Source organism: Pseudarthrobacter sp. TE3704 (assembly GCF_056279405.1).
This window is the reverse complement of record NZ_JBWCCJ010000006.1, coordinates 320,937-338,478: the sequence shown is the minus strand read 5'-3', so window position 1 is coordinate 338,478 and position 17,542 is coordinate 320,937. Positions and strand designations below refer to the sequence as shown.

At 65.2% G+C, this 17,542-nt stretch carries 19 protein-coding genes; 9 read left to right on the top strand and 10 right to left on the bottom strand.

Translation table 11 applies throughout. From position 1 onward, the window contains the following. Position 1 precedes the first annotated feature (1 nt). Both ilvA and ACZ9BC_RS17625 read left to right on the top strand, forming a co-directional pair. Positions 2-1,240: a threonine ammonia-lyase gene (ilvA, locus tag ACZ9BC_RS17630; protein WP_079595700.1), complete on the top strand. Its 1,239-nt coding sequence runs from the start codon at positions 2-4 to the stop codon at positions 1,238-1,240. Positions 1,241-1,248: 8 nt separating this feature from the next. Continuing rightward, entirely contained in the window at positions 1,249-1,851 is a 603-nt protein-coding gene (locus tag ACZ9BC_RS17625) for a rhomboid family intramembrane serine protease (RefSeq protein WP_476247040.1), read from the top strand. 80 nt (positions 1,852-1,931) lie between these two features. Here the strand turns inward: ACZ9BC_RS17625 and greA are convergent, their stop codons facing one another. Together greA and ACZ9BC_RS17615 are read right to left on the bottom strand one after the other, a co-directional pair. Further along, on the bottom strand, positions 1,932-2,426 hold the full coding sequence (greA, locus tag ACZ9BC_RS17620; protein WP_079595698.1) for a transcription elongation factor GreA: 495 nt from the start codon (positions 2,424-2,426) through the stop codon (positions 1,932-1,934). A 151-nt stretch (positions 2,427-2,577) separates the two neighbouring features. Next, on the bottom strand, positions 2,578-3,036 hold the full coding sequence (locus ACZ9BC_RS17615) for a DUF4307 domain-containing protein (RefSeq protein ID WP_079595697.1): 459 nt from the start codon (positions 3,034-3,036) through the stop codon (positions 2,578-2,580). A 120-nt stretch (positions 3,037-3,156) separates the two neighbouring features. On the opposite strand from ACZ9BC_RS17615, the gene mca reads away from it, so the two are divergent. Together mca and ACZ9BC_RS17605 are read left to right on the top strand one after the other, a co-directional pair. Then, positions 3,157-4,062 carry a mycothiol conjugate amidase Mca gene (gene mca, locus ACZ9BC_RS17610; RefSeq protein ID WP_476247039.1) on the top strand — a complete coding sequence of 302 codons (906 nt, stop codon included), beginning with the start codon at positions 3,157-3,159 and terminating at the stop codon, positions 4,060-4,062. A 99-nt stretch (positions 4,063-4,161) separates the two neighbouring features. After that, positions 4,162-4,500, top strand: coding sequence for a hypothetical protein (locus ACZ9BC_RS17605; RefSeq protein WP_476247038.1), 339 nt, complete (start codon positions 4,162-4,164; stop codon positions 4,498-4,500). A 34-nt stretch (positions 4,501-4,534) separates the two neighbouring features. Here ACZ9BC_RS17605 and trhA read toward each other — a convergent pair whose 3' ends face one another. Beyond that, on the bottom strand, positions 4,535-5,278 hold the full coding sequence (trhA, locus tag ACZ9BC_RS17600) for a PAQR family membrane homeostasis protein TrhA (protein WP_476247037.1): 744 nt from the start codon (positions 5,276-5,278) through the stop codon (positions 4,535-4,537). A gap of 151 nt (positions 5,279-5,429) precedes the next feature. Between trhA and ACZ9BC_RS17595 the strand changes: the two genes are divergently transcribed. Next, positions 5,430-6,191 (top strand): isoprenyl transferase, encoded by a 762-nt coding sequence (locus ACZ9BC_RS17595; protein ID WP_079595694.1) that lies wholly within the window; start codon positions 5,430-5,432, stop codon positions 6,189-6,191. 239 nt (positions 6,192-6,430) lie between these two features. After that, positions 6,431-7,849 carry a PhoH family protein gene (locus ACZ9BC_RS17590; RefSeq protein WP_476247036.1) on the top strand — a complete coding sequence of 473 codons (1,419 nt, stop codon included), beginning with the start codon at positions 6,431-6,433 and terminating at the stop codon, positions 7,847-7,849. A 472-nt stretch (positions 7,850-8,321) separates the two neighbouring features. On the opposite strand, the gene ACZ9BC_RS17585 is transcribed toward ACZ9BC_RS17590, so the two are convergent. Both ACZ9BC_RS17585 and ACZ9BC_RS17580 read right to left on the bottom strand, forming a co-directional pair. After that, positions 8,322-8,969 carry a GNAT family N-acetyltransferase gene (locus ACZ9BC_RS17585; protein WP_476247035.1) on the bottom strand — a complete coding sequence of 216 codons (648 nt, stop codon included), beginning with the start codon at positions 8,967-8,969 and terminating at the stop codon, positions 8,322-8,324. A gap of 32 nt (positions 8,970-9,001) precedes the next feature. After that, positions 9,002-9,796, bottom strand: coding sequence for a hypothetical protein (locus ACZ9BC_RS17580; RefSeq protein WP_476247034.1), 795 nt, complete (start codon positions 9,794-9,796; stop codon positions 9,002-9,004). Positions 9,797-9,855: 59 nt separating this feature from the next. Here ACZ9BC_RS17580 and ACZ9BC_RS17575 point away from each other — a divergent pair, with 59 nt between their 5' ends. Both ACZ9BC_RS17575 and ACZ9BC_RS17570 read left to right on the top strand, forming a co-directional pair. Beyond that, positions 9,856-10,392, top strand: coding sequence for a prepilin peptidase (locus ACZ9BC_RS17575; protein WP_476247033.1), 537 nt, complete (start codon positions 9,856-9,858; stop codon positions 10,390-10,392). 26 nt (positions 10,393-10,418) lie between these two features. Continuing rightward, positions 10,419-10,889: an NUDIX hydrolase gene (locus ACZ9BC_RS17570; RefSeq protein ID WP_476247032.1), complete on the top strand. Its 471-nt coding sequence runs from the start codon at positions 10,419-10,421 to the stop codon at positions 10,887-10,889. A gap of 104 nt (positions 10,890-10,993) precedes the next feature. Here ACZ9BC_RS17570 and ACZ9BC_RS17565 read toward each other — a convergent pair whose 3' ends face one another. From ACZ9BC_RS17565 to ACZ9BC_RS17545, 5 genes are all read right to left on the bottom strand, one after another. Then, complete coding sequence (locus tag ACZ9BC_RS17565; RefSeq protein ID WP_476247031.1) at positions 10,994-12,649, bottom strand: MDR family MFS transporter; 1,656 nt, start codon at positions 12,647-12,649, stop codon at positions 10,994-10,996. After that, positions 12,646-13,317, bottom strand: a complete 672-nt coding sequence (locus ACZ9BC_RS17560; protein WP_476247030.1) for a TetR/AcrR family transcriptional regulator — start codon at positions 13,315-13,317, stop codon at positions 12,646-12,648. The genes ACZ9BC_RS17565 and ACZ9BC_RS17560 overlap by 4 nt, the downstream gene beginning before the upstream one ends. A gap of 150 nt (positions 13,318-13,467) precedes the next feature. Beyond that, a complete protein-coding gene (locus ACZ9BC_RS17555) occupies positions 13,468-14,895 on the bottom strand; it encodes a class II fumarate hydratase (protein WP_275729587.1) in 1,428 nt (475 codons plus the stop codon). Between the two features lie 86 nt (positions 14,896-14,981). Further along, positions 14,982-15,596, bottom strand: coding sequence for a carbonic anhydrase (locus ACZ9BC_RS17550; RefSeq protein ID WP_476247029.1), 615 nt, complete (start codon positions 15,594-15,596; stop codon positions 14,982-14,984). Positions 15,597-15,606: 10 nt separating this feature from the next. Beyond that, complete coding sequence (locus ACZ9BC_RS17545; protein WP_476247054.1) at positions 15,607-16,287, bottom strand: DUF4245 domain-containing protein; 681 nt, start codon at positions 16,285-16,287, stop codon at positions 15,607-15,609. Between the two features lie 225 nt (positions 16,288-16,512). Here ACZ9BC_RS17545 and glpX point away from each other — a divergent pair, with 225 nt between their 5' ends. Next, the gene (glpX, locus tag ACZ9BC_RS17540; protein ID WP_176156781.1) at positions 16,513-17,535 is read left to right on the top strand and encodes a class II fructose-bisphosphatase; all 1,023 of its coding nucleotides are present in this window, start codon (positions 16,513-16,515) and stop codon (positions 17,533-17,535) included. Positions 17,536-17,542 lie beyond the last annotated feature (7 nt).

Below are 17,542 nucleotides of genomic sequence, written 5' to 3'. Positions count from 1 at the left end.
CGTGAACATCCTTGAAACCCTTCCCGTCACACTGGACGATGTCCTGGAGGCGCAGAAGCTGCTTGACGGGATTATTGCGCGCACGCCTGTGGAATCGTCCAGGGCCCTGGGGGCCATGGTGGGCGGCGACGTGTACTTCAAGTGCGAAAACCTGCAGCGGGCAGGATCGTTCAAGGTCCGGGGCGCCTACGTGCGGATGGCCCGGCTGTCCCCGGAGGAGAAGAAGCGGGGAGTGGTGGCGGCATCGGCCGGCAACCACGCCCAAGGCGTGGCCGTGGCCGCCAAGAGCCTGGGCATCAAAGCCCGCATCTACATGCCGCTGGGCGTCGCGCTGCCGAAGCTTGCTGCCACCCGCAGCCACGGCGCCGAAGTGATCCTGCACGGCCACAATGTCGACGAAGCGCTCGCGGAAGCCCAGCGCTACAGCAACGAGACCGGCACCGTGTTCGTCCACCCCTTTGACAATGTGGATGTTGTTGCCGGCCAGGGCACCCTGGGCCTTGAGATCCTGGAACAGGTGCCCAACGTGGACACGGTCCTCATGGGCGTCGGCGGGGGCGGGCTGCTGGCCGGTGTCGCCGTCGCCATCAAGGCGCGGGCAAAGGAGCTGGGCCGGGAGATCCGCATCATCGGCGTCCAGGCGGAAAACGCCGCCGCCTACCCGCCGTCGCTGGCGGCTGACGCGCTGGTCCCCCTGAAGAAAGTGTCCACCATGGCGGACGGCATCGCCGTGGGGCGTCCCGGCCAGCTGCCGTTCAGCATCATCCGCGAACTGGTGGATGACGTGGTCACCGTCAGCGAAGACTCATTGGCCCGTGCGCTGATCTTCCTGCTGGAACGGGCCAAGATGGTGGTGGAACCGGCCGGGGCCGTAGGAGTGGCAGCACTCATGGACGGCAAAATCGAAAATCCCGGAACCACCGCAGTGGTTCTCTCCGGCGGCAACATCGACCCGATGCTGATGCTCAAGGTCATCCAGCGCGGCCTTTCCGCCGCGGGGCGTTATATGACCGTCCGCATGATGCTGGACGACCGCCCGGGCTCACTGGCCACCATCGCCAGGATCATTGCGGAGAACGATGCCAACGTGACGGGCCTTGACCATACCCGGGTAGGCGGCTCCATCAGCATGGGGGACGTCTCCATCACGGTGAACCTCGAAACCAAGGGTCACCAGCACGGTGAGCAGGTCCTCAGTGCGCTCCGTGCCGAAGGCTTCCAGCCAATCGTGGTGCACTAGGACGCGCCATGGCCGGACTGATGGGTTTCGGGCAGCGGCAGACCGTGGCTGCAAGGGCCAAAGGCGGCCTTCTGGTATTGGGCGCCTTCGTGGTCCTGCTGTTTGTTATCGAGCTGTTCAACATGGTGATGCTGCGTTCGCTCAACAGCACGTTCGGCCTTCGACCGCGCAGCGCCGACGGGCTGCTGGACATCTTCACGTTTCCGCTCCTGCACGCCAACCTGAACCATCTGCTGTCCAACAGCCTGCCGCTGATCATCTTTGGCTTCCTGGTGTTCCTCTCGGGCCTCCGGGTGTTCCTGACGGCGCTGGCATTCAGCTGGCTGGGTTCCGGCCTTACCGTTTGGCTGATCGGCGACGGCGGCATCACCGTGGGGTCGTCAGGCCTCGTCTTCGGGCTGTTTTCATTCCTGCTTGTCCGCGGCTTCATCAACCGGAGCTGGCGCCAAATTCTGTTGGCCGTAATCCTCTTCATGGGTTACGGAAGCATCCTTCTGGGAGTCCTGCCCATCGTGGCCGGTTTCGTCTCCTGGCAGGCCCACCTGGGCGGTGCGGCCGGGGGAGTGGTGGCGGCACTGCTCCTGCGCCCGCGGAGCGGCAGAACGCCGTGAAAGGGCATTCCCGGAAGGCCCGATAAACGAAGAGCGCCGGCCGTCCCAGGGGACGGCCGGCGCTCTTTGTGCGCGGGAAACTAGCCTGCGTACGGCTTGGCGGACAGGATCTCCACCTTGATGTCCTTGCCGTTGGGAGCAACGTAGCTCAGCGTGTCGCCTTCCTTGTGGCCAAGGATGGCCGCACCCAGCGGTGACTTTTCGCTGAAGACGTCCAGGTCCGAGTCGCCGGCGATTTCACGCGAGCCCAGGAGGAACGTCTCTTCGTCGCCCGCGATCCTCGCGACGACGATCATGCCGGGCTCAACGATTCCGTCGTCTGCAGGAGCCTCACCCACATGGGCGTCGCGGAGCAGCGCGGTGAGCTGGCGGATGCGGGCTTCGATCTTGCCCTGTTCCTCCTTGGCAGCGTGGTAGCCGCCGTTCTCCTTAAGGTCACCCTCCTGCCGGGCTGCTTCAATCTTCTGGACGATCTCCGCCCGGCCAGCGCCGGAAAGGTGGTCCAGCTCTGCCTTCAGGCGGTCAAAAGCTTCCTGGGTGAGCCAGGCTGCAGCTGCGCTGTTGGTGGTAGACACGGACTTCTCCTCTAATGGTCCTACATGCAAAAGACCCCGCCACGGTGGCCACTTGTGGAACAGCAACCAGCTCAGCGGGGTAAAGGTATTGCTCCATTGTAGTCAATCCCGCGGACTTAACCCAACAACGGAGCGGCGCACATCACATGTCTTACGCTGTTCCGTCAGCTATCCAGCAACTGTCCACCACGCCGGACACGGAAAGCGACTCGGTACGCACGGCCACCCGCTGCGAGACTGTCCTGCCGCCGTCGGCCGTTCCTTCCGCTGCGTCCGCGGGAATGTCCACCACTTTCCAGCCGACCACCGCGTATTTTGAATCGAGCGCCTTGACGGCGCACTTGACGGCGGTCCCCGGCTCGCGGGTCACCTGGAAGTCCACCTCAGCAAGGGTGGCATCGGGAGTGGTGTATCCCACGTCCTTGAACGTGACGTCCGTCAGCGAGTTGGACGTTGAAACCCACGCCATGAAGCCGATTCCTCCGGCCAGGGCCACGCCCGCAATGGTGCGCTTGGCGGCGGGTGTCAAGCCGCGCTTTTTAGCACCATAGCGATTGGCTAGGCTAGTGTCTGCGGGCGCGGTTGGAGCCGGCTGGTCCGGGGAAGTCACCAGACCAGTTTAGTGCCCTTTCCGCCGGGGCCGGTTGCAGCGGCTACCGGCAGCAGTCCACCCCCGTTCCCCGTCCATTCAGCAGCACTTGGCAAAAGATGAATTAGGAGCCGTCCTTCCATGACAGCGTCCAGCAACTCCCCGGCACCGCTACGGCTGCTCGCAGTCCACGCCCACCCGGATGATGAATCCAGCAAGGGCGCTGCGACCATGGCCATGTATGCCGCCTCTGGCGTGGATGTCATGGTTGCCACGTGCACGGACGGTTCCCGCGGAGACATCCAAAACCCCGCGGTGGAGGGCGAACCCCACCCGAAGCGGGACATGGCAGGGGCCAGGCGGCTGGAAATGGACCGGGCCGCCGCCATACTGGGCATCAGGCAACGCTGGCTGGGTTTTGTTGATTCCGGGCTCCCCGAGGGCGACCCGCTGCCTCCGCTGCCTTCCGGTTCCTTCGCCACCCTGCCCCTGCACCATGCTGCAGCACCGCTGGTGAGGCTGGTGCGGTCCTTCAAGCCCCACGTCATCCTCAGCTACGACGAGAACGGCGGGTACCCCCACCCGGACCACATCATGGCGCACCGGGTTGCCGTTGAAGCCTTCGATTCCGCCGGTGACCCCGCCCGCTACCCTGAGGCGGGGGAGCCGTGGGAGCCCAGCAAGCTCTACTATGACCGGGCCTTCAGCCCCGAGCGTTTCCGTGCGCTGCACTTCGCGCTGGAAGAGGCCGGCCTGCAGTCCCCGTACGCCGAGCGCCTGGCCGCATGGCTGGAGTCCGACGCCGAGGGGCACACCCCGCCGCCGGCTCCGCACCCCACCACCACGCAGGTGGACTGCGGGGATTTCTTCGAGGTGCGCGACGACGCCCTCCGGGCCCACCGGACGCAGGTGGATCCGCTGGGGTTCTTCTTTGCCGTCTCGGCTGAAATGCAGCGGCGCGCCTGGCCGTGGGAGGACTACTCGCTGATCCGCTCGCGGGTACCCTCGGAGCTCCCGGAAAAGGATCTGTTCGCGGGGCTAAGATAGAACGGCAGGCAATTTCTATGCCGCGTAGAAGATAGGTTCAGGCCCTGTGGCCGTGCTGTCCGCCGCCTGCTGCAACCCGTTCCACAGAAGGTATTAAACGTGCATCGTCTGCTCCTCAGCCTGGCCACAACCCCCACACCGTTGCCCACCCCCACCCTGCGGGAAGGGATCTCGGAGGATCAGGTGACGCCGGGCCTCCTGGGCTTCATCATGACTGCCTTTTTCGTGGTGGCCACCGCACTGCTGATCGTCGACATGGTGCGGCGGATCCGCAGGGTGCGGTACCGTGCCCAGGTGGAGGAGGACCGCCTTGCGGCCGCTGCCGCCGCCGACGTGCAGGCGTCCGACGACCAGGACGGGCTCAATGCCCCGGAGCCCGGCCGGTCCGACGGCGACGGGAACGGTATTGCCCCGGGCCAGTCCCGGCCGCGGGAGTAAGTCGGCCGAACTCTCCGTTTCCGCCTGCCGCAGCTCAGCCCAGCACTGCCAGGGTGATGGCCGTGAAGTGGGCCGCGAAGGCAAAAACGGTGAAAGCGTGGAAGAGCTCGTGGAAGCCGAAGTGGTGATAGCTGATGTTCGGTTTCTTCAGGGCGTAGAAGATTGCGCCGGCAATGTAGAGGGCGCCGCCGAAGCAGATCAGCACGGCTGACGGAACGCTGGCCTGGAAGAACTGCGGAAGGTAAAACAAGGCGCCGCAACCCAGCGCAATGTAGATGGGAACGTACAGCCAGCGCGGCGCGTCCGTCCACAGGAGCCGGAACAGCACGCCCAGGATGGCTCCGGACCAGATGACCCACAGCAGCAGGACCGCCTGCGGACGGTCCAGGAGGGTCCAGGCCAGCGGGGTATAGCTGCCCGCGATCACCAGCATGATGTTGGTGTGGTCCAGCCTTTTGAGGACCATTTTTACGCCGGGGGACCAGTTGCCGCGGTGGTAAACGGCGCTGATCCCGAAGAGCAGCACGCCGGTGGCGGCGTAGATGGCTGATGTGATCTTGCGGTCCGGCGTCGGAGCCAGTGCCACCAGGACAATCCCGGCGATGAGGGCCAGTGGTGCTGTCACGGTATGGATCCAGCCGCGCCACTTCGGCTTGATCATCAGTAGCTCAGCGAGCCTGACCGCGGCGTCGTCCACCGCACCGGTTTCAGGGTTTGCTTCCGCCGGATGTCTCTTCGGCTCCGGCACGTGCGGGGTATCCGGAGAGTCGCTCTTCATCGCTCCAGAATAACTTACGTCCCGGTAAGTTACTGGCGGGTAATGTCTCATCCTCCGGCCGCCGGTTCCCGGTGGAACTGCCACTGCCCAGGCTGGCGGTAGCCTAGGATGTGGCAAGTACGTACAGCAAGGAAGTCAGGTGAGTGGACGCGTGGAGTTGCCCGGGTTCCTCTACGGCTTTTACGAGCGCAGGCTCCTCAAAGACCTATCCCGGGACCGGATCCCGCGCCACATCGGGGTCATGGTGGACGGCAACAGGCGGTGGGCCAAGCAATTCAACGCCCCCACCAGCCAGGGCCACCAGGCCGGCGCGGACAAGATCCATGAGTTCCTGGGCTGGTGCCAGGAGCTCGGCGTCAAGGTGGTCACGCTCTACATGCTGTCCACGGACAACATGAACCGCTCCAGCGAAGAGCTGGACCTCCTGATGGGCATCATCGCCAACACCCTGGACCGCCTGGACGAGGACTCCAACATCTCCGTCCACGCGATGGGGGCGCCCGAACTGCTTCCCGAATACCTCGCCGAGCGCCTCAACAAGCTGACTGCGCGCACGCCGGTCCGCGAAAAGATCCACGTCAACGTTGCGGTGGGCTATGGCGGGCGCCGGGAAATCGTGGACGCCGTGCGCGAACTCCTGCGCGACGCCATGGCCAAAGGCAAGGACATTCCGCAGCTTGCCGACGAGCTGAGCGTGGACGACATTTCCCGCTTCCTCTACACTCGCGGGCAGCCGGACCCTGACCTGGTGATACGGACTTCCGGCGAGCAACGGCTCTCGGGTTTCCTCATGTGGCAAAGCGCCTACAGCGAGTTCTACTTCTGCGAGGCGCTCTGGCCCGCCTTCCGCAAGGTGGACTTCCTGCGTGCCCTCCGCGACTACGCGGGCAGGCAGCGGCGCTTCGGCTCCTGACATCCGCCATTCATCGCGAGTTCACGCAAGCGCAACAGGAATCGCCGCGTAATGGTTGCGGAAATTACTTGGGGTGGAATTACGTTATATCCATCAGCAGGCAAAACCGCCGGCTGATCGGGGAGGCCAGTACATGGAGCGAAACATCGCACCGGTTGTATGGGAGGCCGGACCCGGCCTCGTGGCCGAGCCGCCTCACCAATAACAAATCCGGGCTGGCGCCCGGGGCTGGAGTCGATGTGGCTACTTCTGAACAACTGCCCGAGGTCGTTTTTGACCAGGGAGGGAAAGCTACCTCTCGCGCCATGCGAGCCACCACACAAACCGGCCCAGCAACGGATGCTGCGGCCGGTTTTGCCGTCTCCGGAAAGGAAGCCGACATCCACACCTTCGTGATCGACACCTCGGTCCTGCTGTCCGACCCCCGCGCACTGCTTCGCTTCGCCGAACACGAAGTCATCGTCCCGGTGGTGGTTATCACCGAGCTTGAGGCCAAGCGGCATGATCCCGAACTCGGCTACTTCGCACGCAAGGCTCTCCGGCTCCTCGATGACCTCCGGGTCAAACACGGCGGCCTCAACCAGCCCATCCCCATCGGGGACGACGGCGGCACCCTCATGGTGGAGCTAAACCACATTTCCTCAGATGTGCTGCCCCTGGGCTTCCGCAGCGGCGACAACGACAGCCGCATCCTCGCCGTAGCCAAGAACCTCTCCAACGAAGGCCGGGACGTGACGGTAGTGTCCAAGGACCTGCCGATGCGGGTCAAGGCCTCCGCCATGGGGCTCACCGCCGACGAGTACCGCAATGAGCTGGTCAAGGATTCAGGCTGGACAGGCGTTGCCGAGGTTGAAGCCAACGAACAGGAGATCTCCACCCTGTACGGCCATGAGCCCGTCTTCATCCCCGCAGCAGCCGAAATGCCGGTCAACACCGGACTCGTCCTGCTCTCCAACCGGGGCTCCGCCCTGGGCCGGGTAGGCCCCGACAAGCAGGTCCGCCTGGTGAAGGGCGACCGGGACGTCTTCGGGCTCCACGGCCGGTCCGCCGAACAGCGCCTGGCCATCGACATGCTGATGGATCCCGCCGTCGGAATCGTATCCATTGGTGGCAGGGCCGGCACCGGCAAGTCGGCCTTGGCACTCTGCGCCGGCCTGGAGGCCGTTCTGGAACGCCGTGAGCACCGCAAGGTGATCGTCTTCCGTCCCCTCTACGCCGTGGGCGGGCAGGAACTGGGCTACCTGCCCGGCTCCGAGTCCGAAAAGATGAATCCTTGGGCCCAGGCCGTTTTCGACACCCTCGGCGCACTGGTCAGCCAGGAGGTGGTGGAGGAGGTCATGGACCGCGGCATGCTCGAGGTCATGCCCCTCACCCACATCCGCGGCCGCTCCCTCCATGACGCCTTCGTGATCGTGGACGAGGCCCAGTCCCTCGAAAAGAACGTCCTCCTCACGGTCATGAGCCGCATCGGCCAGAACTCCAAGATCGTCCTGACCCACGACGTCGCCCAGCGCGACAACCTGCGCGTCGGACGCCACGACGGAATCGCCGCCGTCGTCGAAACCCTGAAAGGACACCCGCTCTTCGGCCACGTCACCCTGACCCGCTCCGAACGCTCGCCAATCGCAGCCCTGGTCACAGAACTGCTCGAAGGGTAGGCACCCAAGAAGGGCCGCGACCGCGTTTGGGCTGGTCGCGGCCCTTCGTGTGTGGCAGTAGTCGGGTCCGTGGGTCCCCAGCACTTCGCCGTCGCTTAGACACCTCCCGCCGCGCCGCTCCGGTCGCTGGGCGACCTGCGCGCCGCTCTGGTCGGCGATGCGCTCCTACGCGAAGCGCTGGCGCCCCACGTGTGCCGTGCCTCACCGCACGAGACGACCGTGCTCACAAGCCTGGTTACGGGCCTTCTCGTAGGAGCGCATCGCGGCGCATCGGCTGCCGGAGGTCGCCCAGCGACCGCAGGTGGCCCTATGCGTCGTGTCTAAGCGACGGAGAAGGACCGTGGCCTGGCGAACCCAGCCACGGCGCCGCACTCAACCTGACGGCAAAGTGTTGGCGACGGACGGACCCAGCCACGGTGCCGCGCTCCCCGACGGAGAAGCGCTGGGGGCGGACGAACCCAGCCACCGGGCTCTAACTGACCTTCAGGAACGCTGCTGCTGCTTCGTGGCCCTCTACGTGGAGGGTCCAGTCGGGGCGTTTGAAGGTCTCGGGGGTGAGGCGGACGTGCTGGACTGTTTCGACCTTGGTGCCCCAGGCTTCGCGTGTGGTTCCGTTGAGCTCGTAGCCGAGGGAGCGGGAGACGCCCAGGGAGGCTTCGTTCCAAACCGCTGCCTCTGATTCGGCGGCGTCGGCGCCGAGCCAGTCGAAGGCGTACAGTGCGACGGCGGCACGCATCTCCTTACCCAGTCCCTGCCCCTGGGCGGACTGCTTGAGCCAGGAGCCGGTGGAAACTGTGCGAAGGGTGGCGAAGTCCTTCGCGCCCACGTCCTGGCAGCCCAGGAATTCCGCGCCGCGCCAGATGCCCAGGAGCAGGGTCCAGCTTTCGGGGGTACATTCCGCGCGGCACTTCCAGTACCAGCGGGCCATGTTCGGCCCTAAATCTTCCGCCGGAAGCTCGGCCCAGGGGGTGCTGAACGGGTTCCTGCCGGCGTGGTGGATGCCGCTGCGGGCGGCGGCCACGGCGCTGGGGATATCGCCGTCCGTGATCGGGCGGAGTTCGAGCCGTGGGGTGGCCAGCCTGAGGTCGAAGAGTGGCCAGAAGGAGCTCAGCGTAGTCATCAGCGAAGCCTAGCGGATGGCGGGGAGAGGGGTCAGGCCGGGACGTCCCAGCTGATGTGCCGCCGCACGTCCGTGAGGTTCATTGATTCGGCCAGGAACAGGTCATCGAGCATGTACTCGTCCACGGCGATGATCCGGAGCCAGTGGCCGTATTCTTCGCTCCCTGGCTCCAAGGACTGGCTGGCCACACAGACCCCGGTGCCCAGGTCCACCCGGATGCGGGACGGCCCCGGAAGGCAGAGGGGCGCCGCGGGGTCACCGGGATGGTAGGCCGCCGTGGGCGTCACAAGGGCCTCGAACGCCGGCCTGCCCTCGTGGTCGACGGTGTGCAGTTCCTGCACCTGGACTGCGTTGCTGCCGGGAAACTCCAGGGGAACCGGCGCGCTGCCCGCGAGTTCCACCGGATCGAGTGCTGCCGAGAAGCGGCCGTTCCCGAATCCGGGCTCCCCGTAGGCTGCCTCGGGCCGGCGCTTGACCAGGCCTGCATCATCGTAGACGGGGGTGACCAGATGCGGCGGCAGCAGCCAGGATTTCCGGGTGGAACTGACGTAGAAGCCATCCCGCGAATCGTTGATGCCGGTGGTGCTGTGGAGGACCAGTCCCTCCGGGCTTTCCAGGCGGAGTGCTCCCGGCCGGCGCAGCCACGCCCTGACCAGGGGTGCGCCGGGAGAAGGTGCCTCGGCGAAGGGTTCGTCCCAGTACTCAAAGCGCAGGGACTGCCACTTCCACGGCGAGGACCGGCACAGGTTGCGGAACGCGGTGATCGGATCTGCGGGGGATGCGCCGCCGTTCGGATCCGGGCGGTGCCGGCTATCCCATGTCGCCATATCCACAGTTTACGCGGGCGCGGTAGGGCGGCCAGGGGAATTCCAGTAGCATCCGGAGGGTGATCGGACGACTCGGCGAACTGTGGCAGCACAATCCCGTGGCCTTTTGGCTGGTGCTTGCTGCGTGCCTGTACTTTGCCGTGATGGCTGTCCGGCTGACGGTGATCGATGTCCGTCACCATCTCCTGCCCAACCGGATCGTATTCCCGTCCTATGCCGTGGCCGGTGTGCTGCTGCTGGCGGCGGCTGCTGTGGCGGGTGCCGCCGAGCCGGAGGGTCCGCTGCCCGCCCTTCTGGCCGTTCCGGTGCGGGTGGTGGCCGGAGCCGGGTTGCTGTGGCTCTTCTACTTCGTCCTTCGGCTTGTTTATCCGCCGGGCATGGGGTTTGGTGACGTCAAGCTGGCCGGGGTGCTGGGGATGTACCTGGGCTACCTGGGCTGGGGGCACCTTTTTGCCGGTACTTTCCTGGCGTTCCTGCTGGGTGGCCTGTGGTCGATTGCCCTGCTTGCGGCGCGGCGGGGAACTCTGAAGTCCTCCATCCCGTTTGGCCCCTTCATGCTGGCCGGGGCGGCCGCCGCCATGCTGCTCCCCGCCTGAGAAGCAGCACTGGGTAGGCTGGCCCTATGCCTGCGCCTGATTACATCCTGAGTTTGCGGAAGAAGATCGGTAATGCCCCGCTGTGGGTCCCCGCGGTCAGGGGAGTGGTGGTGGACGCTGCGGGCCGCATCCTGCTCGCCCAGCGGGCGGACAACCGGCAGTGGGCGCTGATCAGCGGAATACTGGATCCGGGGGAGCAGCCGGCCCGCGGCCTGGTGCGCGAAATCTTTGAGGAAACCGCCGTGGTGGCCGAAGCCGAGCGTGTTGTGTCCGTGGGGGCCGTGGGCCCTTTCACCTACCCGAACGGAGACGTCTGCGAGTTCCTCGACGTCGTGTTTCTCTGCCGGTACATCAGCGGGACTGCAAGGGTCAACGACGACGAATCCCTGGCGGTCGGCTGGTTCGCCATGGATGAACTTCCCGACCTTATGCCTGGACACCTGACCAGCATCCGGCACGCCCTGGCACCTGCCGAGGCGGCGCACTTCGAACCCTGACGTGCTACTAAAATAGGGACGCCGCAATCCCCAGGATTGCGGCGTCCCTATTTCCCGTGCGGTGGCACCCGGCCCAGCCACGGCTGAGGGGAGTACGACGGCGGTCAGCGGCCTTGGGAGACCAGCTCGCCGTCGTCGTCCCTCACGCTGTTTCCGGCCTGGCCGGCAAGCCCGGCGGCAAGAAGCTCGGCTTCCTCCCCGCCGACCGCCTCACCGCGCGCCACCATCCCGGCGGTGTCCGAGAGCGGGATCTGCTTGAGCGCGATGGCCAGCAGCAGGGCCGCGGCGATAAAGGGCAGCAGGTACCAGAACACCGGGGCAAGGGAGTCTGCGTAGGCGTTGACCACGGCATCACGCAGCTGCTCCGGGAGCTGGGTGAGCGCGTGCGGGTCCAGGGTGCTGGTGGATTGTGCCGCCTGTTCAGCAGATGCGCCGGCGCCGGTGAAAGCACTGTTGAGGGACTCGGACAGCCTGTTGGTGAAAATCGCGCCGAACACGGCCACGCCCATGGCGGCTCCTACCTCGCGGAAGTAGTTGTTGGTACTGGTGGCGGTGCCGATCTGATCGGCCGGGACGGAGTTCTGCACCACCAGGACTGTCACCTGCATGATCATGCCGAGCCCTGCCCCGAAGAAGAACAGCTGGACGCAGATGACCCAGATGGGGGTGCCAGCGGCAAGGGTGGTCATCCACAGCATGGCTGCCATGGTGAGGGCTGCGCCCAGGATGGGGTACATCCTGTACTTGCCGGTCTTGGAGATCCGAATGCCCGAGTAGATGGAGGTGCCCATCAGGCCCGCCATCATCGGCAGCATCAGCAGGCCCGATTCCGCTGCCGAAGTACCGGAGGACATTTGGAGGAAGGTGGGCACGAAGGCCAGCGCCGAAAACATGCCCAGGCCCAGGGTGAAGCCGATGGCCGTGGCGTTGACGAAGATGCGGTTCCGGAAGAGGCTCAGCGGAATGATGGGGTCCTCGGCGCGGCGCTCGACGATAACAAAGGCGGCAGCCGAGACCAGCAGCCCGGCACCAAAGGCCCAGGTCAACGGGGAATCCCAGCCTTCGTCCTTCTTGCCGCCGAAGTCGGTGAAGAAGATGAGGCACGTGGTGGCGGCGGAGAGCAGAACAACGCCCAGGATGTCGATCCGCTTTTCGGCCTTCTTGTTGGGCAGCGTCAGGGTGAACCAGGCGATGGCGAAAGCGGCGATGCCGATGGGGATGTTGATGTAGAAGGCCCATTCCCAGGTCATGTGGTCCACAAAGAAGCCGCCCAGCAGGGGCCCCGCCACGGCGGAGAGGCCGAAGATGGCACCGAGCGGGCCCATGTACTTGCCGCGGTCCTTGGCGGGCACAACGTCGGCAATGATGGCCTGCGAGAGGATCATCAGTCCTCCGCCGCCCAGTCCCTGGATGGCGCGGAAGATGACAAAGCCCCAGAAATCGGTGGCGACGGCGCAGCCAACCGAGGCGAGCGTGAACAACGCAATGGCTATCAGGAAGAGGTTGCGCCGGCCCAGGACGTCGCCGAACTTGCCATAGATGGGCATCACGATGGTGGTGGCCAGCAGGTAGGCGGTAGTAATCCAGGCCTGGTGTTCCACGCCGCCGAGCTTGCCAACGATGGTGGGCATGGCGGTGGAGACAATGGTCTGGTCGAGGCTGGAGAGCAGCATCCCTGCGATCAGCGCCGAGAAGATGATCCAGATGCGTTTCTGCGTCAGCAGCAGGGGACCCGCTGGCGGCTTGGTGGCGATACTCATGGTTGTCCTTCTGCGGCGGGGGTTTCAGGGTGTCCGAGGGGCTGGGAGAAGAGTGTGCTGGCGGCCGTGATGTTTTCCATCAGCAGGTCGGGGTAGGGGCGGGTGTTGCCGTCGGAGAAGTAGGCCATGCTGCTCTTGCGGGCGATGGTGCCCAGCAGCACCACGGCCATCTGCACAACGGGATGGTCCGCGGCTACGCCTTCCCGGCGGGCGACGTCGCGGGCGAACTGCGCTTCGCGCTGCTCGGTGATGCCGATGATCCTCAGGATCAGCTGCGGTTCTTTTTTGATCACGCCGATCAGCTGCCGGGTGTCCTCCTCGGAGCCGGCCATGCCCTCGGAAAGCCGCAGGGAGAGCCGCACCAGGTCCTGGAACAGGGTGGGGGAAATTTCACCGGGCGGCGACGAGGCCCCGCCCTCGATGAATTCCTCGATGACGTCCGCGGGGATGTCATCTTCCGCGTGGCCAATGATCGCGTCTTCCTTGGTGGGGAAGTAGTTGAAGAAGGTGCGGCGGGAGATGTCGGCGCGCTCGCACACTTCCTCCACGGTGTAGCCGTTGAGGCCACGTTCTGCGGTCAGTGCCCGTGCGGCGGCAGTGATGGCTGCACGGGTGGCGGCGCGCTTCCGTTCGCGGAGCCCACCCTCAATAACTGCACTTTCTTCCATGGAGTACATTTTTGCACTTCGTTACCGATAGTGCAAAGTTCTTGCCGGCGACAGCGGGTCGGGCAAAGGTGCCCTCAGCTGCCTTAAACGACGACGGCCGCCCGTCTTCGCTGGGAAGGTGGGCGGCCGCCGTCGTACTTGCTGCGGGTGTCAGGCCTTGTGGGCCGGGGACGTCATGGTGGTGACGTCCAGGGCCTTGTCGAGGTCGGCTTCGGAGACCTTGCCTTCACCGTCACCGACGAAGCCGAGCTTCTCGGTGGCCTGGCGGACGGTAAGGCCTTCGGCCACGGCCGTCTTGGCAATCTTGGCGGCGTTTTCGTAGCCGATGTACTTGTTCAGCGGCGTCACGATGGACGGCGAGGCCTCTGCCAGGAAGCGGGCGCGCTCCACGTTGGCCGTGATGCCGTCAATCATCTTGTCTGCCATGACCCGGCTGGTGTTGGCCAGCAGGCGGATGGATTCAAGCAGGTTGGAGGCCATGACCGGGATGCCGACGTTCAGTTCGAAGGCGCCGTTGGTACCGGACCAGGCGATGGCGGTGTCGTTGCCGATGACCTGGGCGGCGACCATGATGGACGCCTCGCAGATGACCGGGTTGACCTTGCCGGGCATGATCGAGGATCCGGGCTGCAGGTCCGGGATGGCGATTTCGCCGAGGCCGGTGTTGGGGCCGGAGCCCATCCACCGGAGGTCGTTGTTGATCTTCATGAAGGAGATGGCGATGTTGCGCAGCTGGCTGGACGCTTCGATGAGGCCGTCGCGGTTGGCCTGTGCTTCGAAGTGGTCGCGGGCCTCGGTCAGCGGCAGGCCGGTGTCCGTGGCGAGGAGCTCGATCACACGCTCCGGGAAGCCTGCCGGGGTGTTGATGCCGGTTCCAACAGCGGTGCCGCCCAGCGGAACTTCGGCAACGCGGGGGAGGGAGGCGTTGATCCGCTCGATGCCGTAGCGCACCTGTGCTGCGTAGCCGCCGAATTCCTGGCCCAGGGTGACCGGGGTGGCGTCCATAAGGTGGGTGCGGCCGGACTTGACGACGTCCTTGAACTCCACGGCCTTGCGCTCCAGGGATTCGGCCAGGTAGCCGAGGGCCGGGATGAGGTCGTTGATCAGGGCCGAGGTTGCGGCCACGTGCACGGACGTGGGGAACACGTCATTGGAGGACTGGGAGGCGTTGACGTGGTCGTTCGGGTGGACAACCTTCTCGCTTCCGGCAGCCTTGAGGGACCGGGTTGCCAGTTCGGCGATGACCTCGTTGGTGTTCATGTTCGAGGACGTGCCGGAACCGGTCTGGAAGACGTCGATGGGGAAGTCGCCGTCGTACTTGCCGGTGGCTACCTCATCGGCAGCCTCCGCGATCGCCTTGGCCAGCTCGCCGTCGAGCACTCCAAGTTCAGCGTTGGCCTGGGCAGCTGCCTTCTTGACCCGGGCGAGGGCCTCGATGTGGGCGCGTTCCAGGGTCTTGCCGGAGATGGGGAAGTTTTCAACTGCACGCTGCGTCTGTGCACGGTACAGTGCGTTCACGGGGACGCGGACTTCGCCCATCGTGTCGTGTTCAATGCGGAATTCTTCAGTGGAAGTCATGGGGTTAGCTTAGGGCGATCAGCCGCGCCACCGAAAACCGTGAAGAGCATGCTACGGGTCCCGGCAGCGCGGCTTTTGGACGCCTTTTAGAGCTCGCCAATTCCCGAAACAAGCTTCGCGCGGCCCTCCGCAAGGCTGTAGGACAAGCCGATGACGGCCGACCGTCCATCCTGGATTGCGTCGGAAATCACACGTGAGCTGTCAACGAGCCGCTGGGAGGTCTGCTTGACGTGCTCCACCACCATGTCGTTGACCCCGGTTTCGTTGTTGCGCAACGAGGTGAGGACGGACGGCGTGATCCGCTCGACGAGGTCCCTGATGAACCCCGTCGGCATCTGGCCCGTCTCCACCGCGGACTTGGTGGCGCTGACAGCACCGCAGCTGTCGTGGCCGAGCACAACGATCAGGGGCACACCCAGCACGCCGATGCTGTACTCGAGCGAGCCGAGGACGGCGTCGTCAATAACCTGGCCCGCTGTCCGGACCACAAAAACATCGCCCAGTCCGACGTCGAAAATAATTTCGGCAGCCAGCCGGGAATCGGAACAGCCGAAGATTACGGCAAAGGGGTGTTGGTTCTCCACAAGCGAGGACCGGCGTGAGGCGTCCTGGTTGGGGTGGGAAGTTTCACCGTTGACAAAGCGTTCATTTCCTTCGCGCAGGCGGCGCCAGGCAAGTGCAGGAGTCAGGTAGGTAGTCACCCTGCTTACCTTAGGGGGCAGTGGTGGCCGCAGGTGAAACTGTGACGGCAGGATTGCTGTCGATGGACTTCACGACGGCGTCAGCGAGGGTGGCGAACTCGTCCAGTTCGGCGGCGCCGGACAGGATGACGGTAGTTCCGCGGTAGTCGAGGACCAGGGCTTTCTCGCCTTTGCCGGTGTCCCGGAGCTCCCACTCCTGGCCGCCTGCGCTGCGCGAGCCGGTGACCGGCGCGTTGCGGGTCTGCTGCAGCAGCCAGGTGGGGTTGGCCTTGGTGGTCTGCACCAGGGCGATGAACGAATCCTTGGGCGTCAGGAAGCCGACCTCCCACGTGGGCACCCCGCTGCCGGTTCCCGCTTCCCACCGTGCGTAGTTCGGCCTGAAAGCGCCGCCCGTGTCGGGGGCCGCCGGTGTGAATCCCGCCACATCCGCGGCATTCCTGGAGACCGCCGCGACGTCGATGTCCGGACGGTAGCCGTCGCTTTTGGGCAGCGGGTTCATCAGTATGATCGGCAGGAACGCGGCGATGCTCACCACGAGGGCGATGATCATGCCGATCACGGAAGCGTTGGCACGTTTGGCCGCTGCGGCCGGAATGACAGGCTTAACCGGGGCATCCGCGCCCGTTCCACCTGCGCCCTGGCTGCCTGTGGATCCGGCCGGCTCGGGGCTGGGAGTGGTCTTTTCCTGCATGTCATTCACCCCTCTATAGTCGCCCATCCGGGGACGTAAGTTCTATTCGGCGCCCCCGGGTGCCCTGCCGCTCCGTTCCCGCACATTGCGCACCCGCGTCATCCGCCGTCCCGGGAGCTATAAGCGCGACTATGATCGGAAGTAGAGGAATCACCGTCCCGCTGTTCCGGCGGGCGGGTTCAATGATCGCCACTCGAAGAAGAGGTTCACGTGTCACCAGCGTCCATGACCCAGAAGTACTCCACGATCTCACCGTCCCTGGCTGTGGGCAACGATGAACCGGACCGCAACCTTGCCCTCGAGCTTGTCCGGGTTACCGAAGCTGCGGCAATCGCCGGCGGCCACTGGGTGGGTTTCGGCGACAAGAACACGGCGGACGGCGCCGCCGTGGACGCCATGCGCTCCTTCCTGCAGACGGTCCACTTCAACGGCGTCGTGGTCATCGGTGAAGGCGAAAAAGACGAAGCCCCCATGCTGTTCAACGGCGAACGCGTCGGTGACGGCACCGGCCCCGAATGCGATGTGGCCGTCGATCCCATCGACGGAACGCGGCTCACCGCGCTGGGCATCAACAACGCGCTGGCGGTCCTGGCCGTGGCAGAACGCGGTTCCATGTTCGACCCCTCAGCGGTGTTCTACATGGAGAAGCTCGTCACCGGCCCGGAAGCCGCCGACATGGTGGACCTCCGCCTGCCGGTGAAGCAGAACCTCCACCTGATCGCCAAGGCAAAGGGCGTGAAGGTCAACCAGCTCAACGTCATGATCCTGGACCGCGACCGCCACCGCCCACTGGTCGAGGAAATCCGTGAGGCCGGCGCCCGCACCAAGTTCATCATGGACGGAGACGTTGCCGGTGCCATCGCCGCCGCCCGTTCCGGAACCGGCGTCGACGCCCTGATGGGCATCGGCGGAACCCCCGAAGGAATCGTCGCGGCCTGTGCCATCAAGTCCCTTGGCGGCGTGATCCAGGGCCGGCTGTGGCCCACCAGCGACGAAGAAAAGCAGAAGGCAATCGACGCCGGCCACGACCTGGAACGCGTCCTGTCCACCAACGACCTCGTCTCCAGCGACAACTGCTACTTCGCTGCCACCGGCATTACGGACGGTGACCTCCTGAAGGGCGTCCGCTATTCCAAGGACAAGGTCCTGACCCAGTCCATCGTGATGCGTTCCAAGTCCGGGACCATCCGCTTCGTGGACGGCGAGCACCAGGCCAGCAAGTGGGAAGGCTACGCCCGCAAGAGCTGATCCGCGG

Coding starts and splice junctions, on each gene's coding strand:
- ACZ9BC_RS17625 (WP_476247040.1), top strand. CDS start 1,249: ATGGCCGGACTGATGGGTTTCGGGCAGCGGCAGACCGTGGCTGCAAGG.
- mca (WP_476247039.1), top strand. CDS start 3,157: ATGACAGCGTCCAGCAACTCCCCGGCACCGCTACGGCTGCTCGCAGTC.
- trhA (WP_476247037.1), bottom strand. CDS start 5,278: ATGAAGAGCGACTCTCCGGATACCCCGCACGTGCCGGAGCCGAAGAGA.
- ACZ9BC_RS17585 (WP_476247035.1), bottom strand. CDS start 8,969: ATGACTACGCTGAGCTCCTTCTGGCCACTCTTCGACCTCAGGCTGGCC.
- ACZ9BC_RS17580 (WP_476247034.1), bottom strand. CDS start 9,796: ATGGCGACATGGGATAGCCGGCACCGCCCGGATCCGAACGGCGGCGCA.
- ACZ9BC_RS17570 (WP_476247032.1), top strand. CDS start 10,419: ATGCCTGCGCCTGATTACATCCTGAGTTTGCGGAAGAAGATCGGTAAT.
- ACZ9BC_RS17565 (WP_476247031.1), bottom strand. CDS start 12,649: ATGAGTATCGCCACCAAGCCGCCAGCGGGTCCCCTGCTGCTGACGCAG.
- ACZ9BC_RS17560 (WP_476247030.1), bottom strand. CDS start 13,317: ATGGAAGAAAGTGCAGTTATTGAGGGTGGGCTCCGCGAACGGAAGCGC.
- ACZ9BC_RS17555 (WP_275729587.1), bottom strand. CDS start 14,895: ATGACTTCCACTGAAGAATTCCGCATTGAACACGACACGATGGGCGAA.
- ACZ9BC_RS17545 (WP_476247054.1), bottom strand. CDS start 16,287: ATGCAGGAAAAGACCACTCCCAGCCCCGAGCCGGCCGGATCCACAGGC.
- glpX (WP_176156781.1), top strand. CDS start 16,513: ATGACCCAGAAGTACTCCACGATCTCACCGTCCCTGGCTGTGGGCAAC.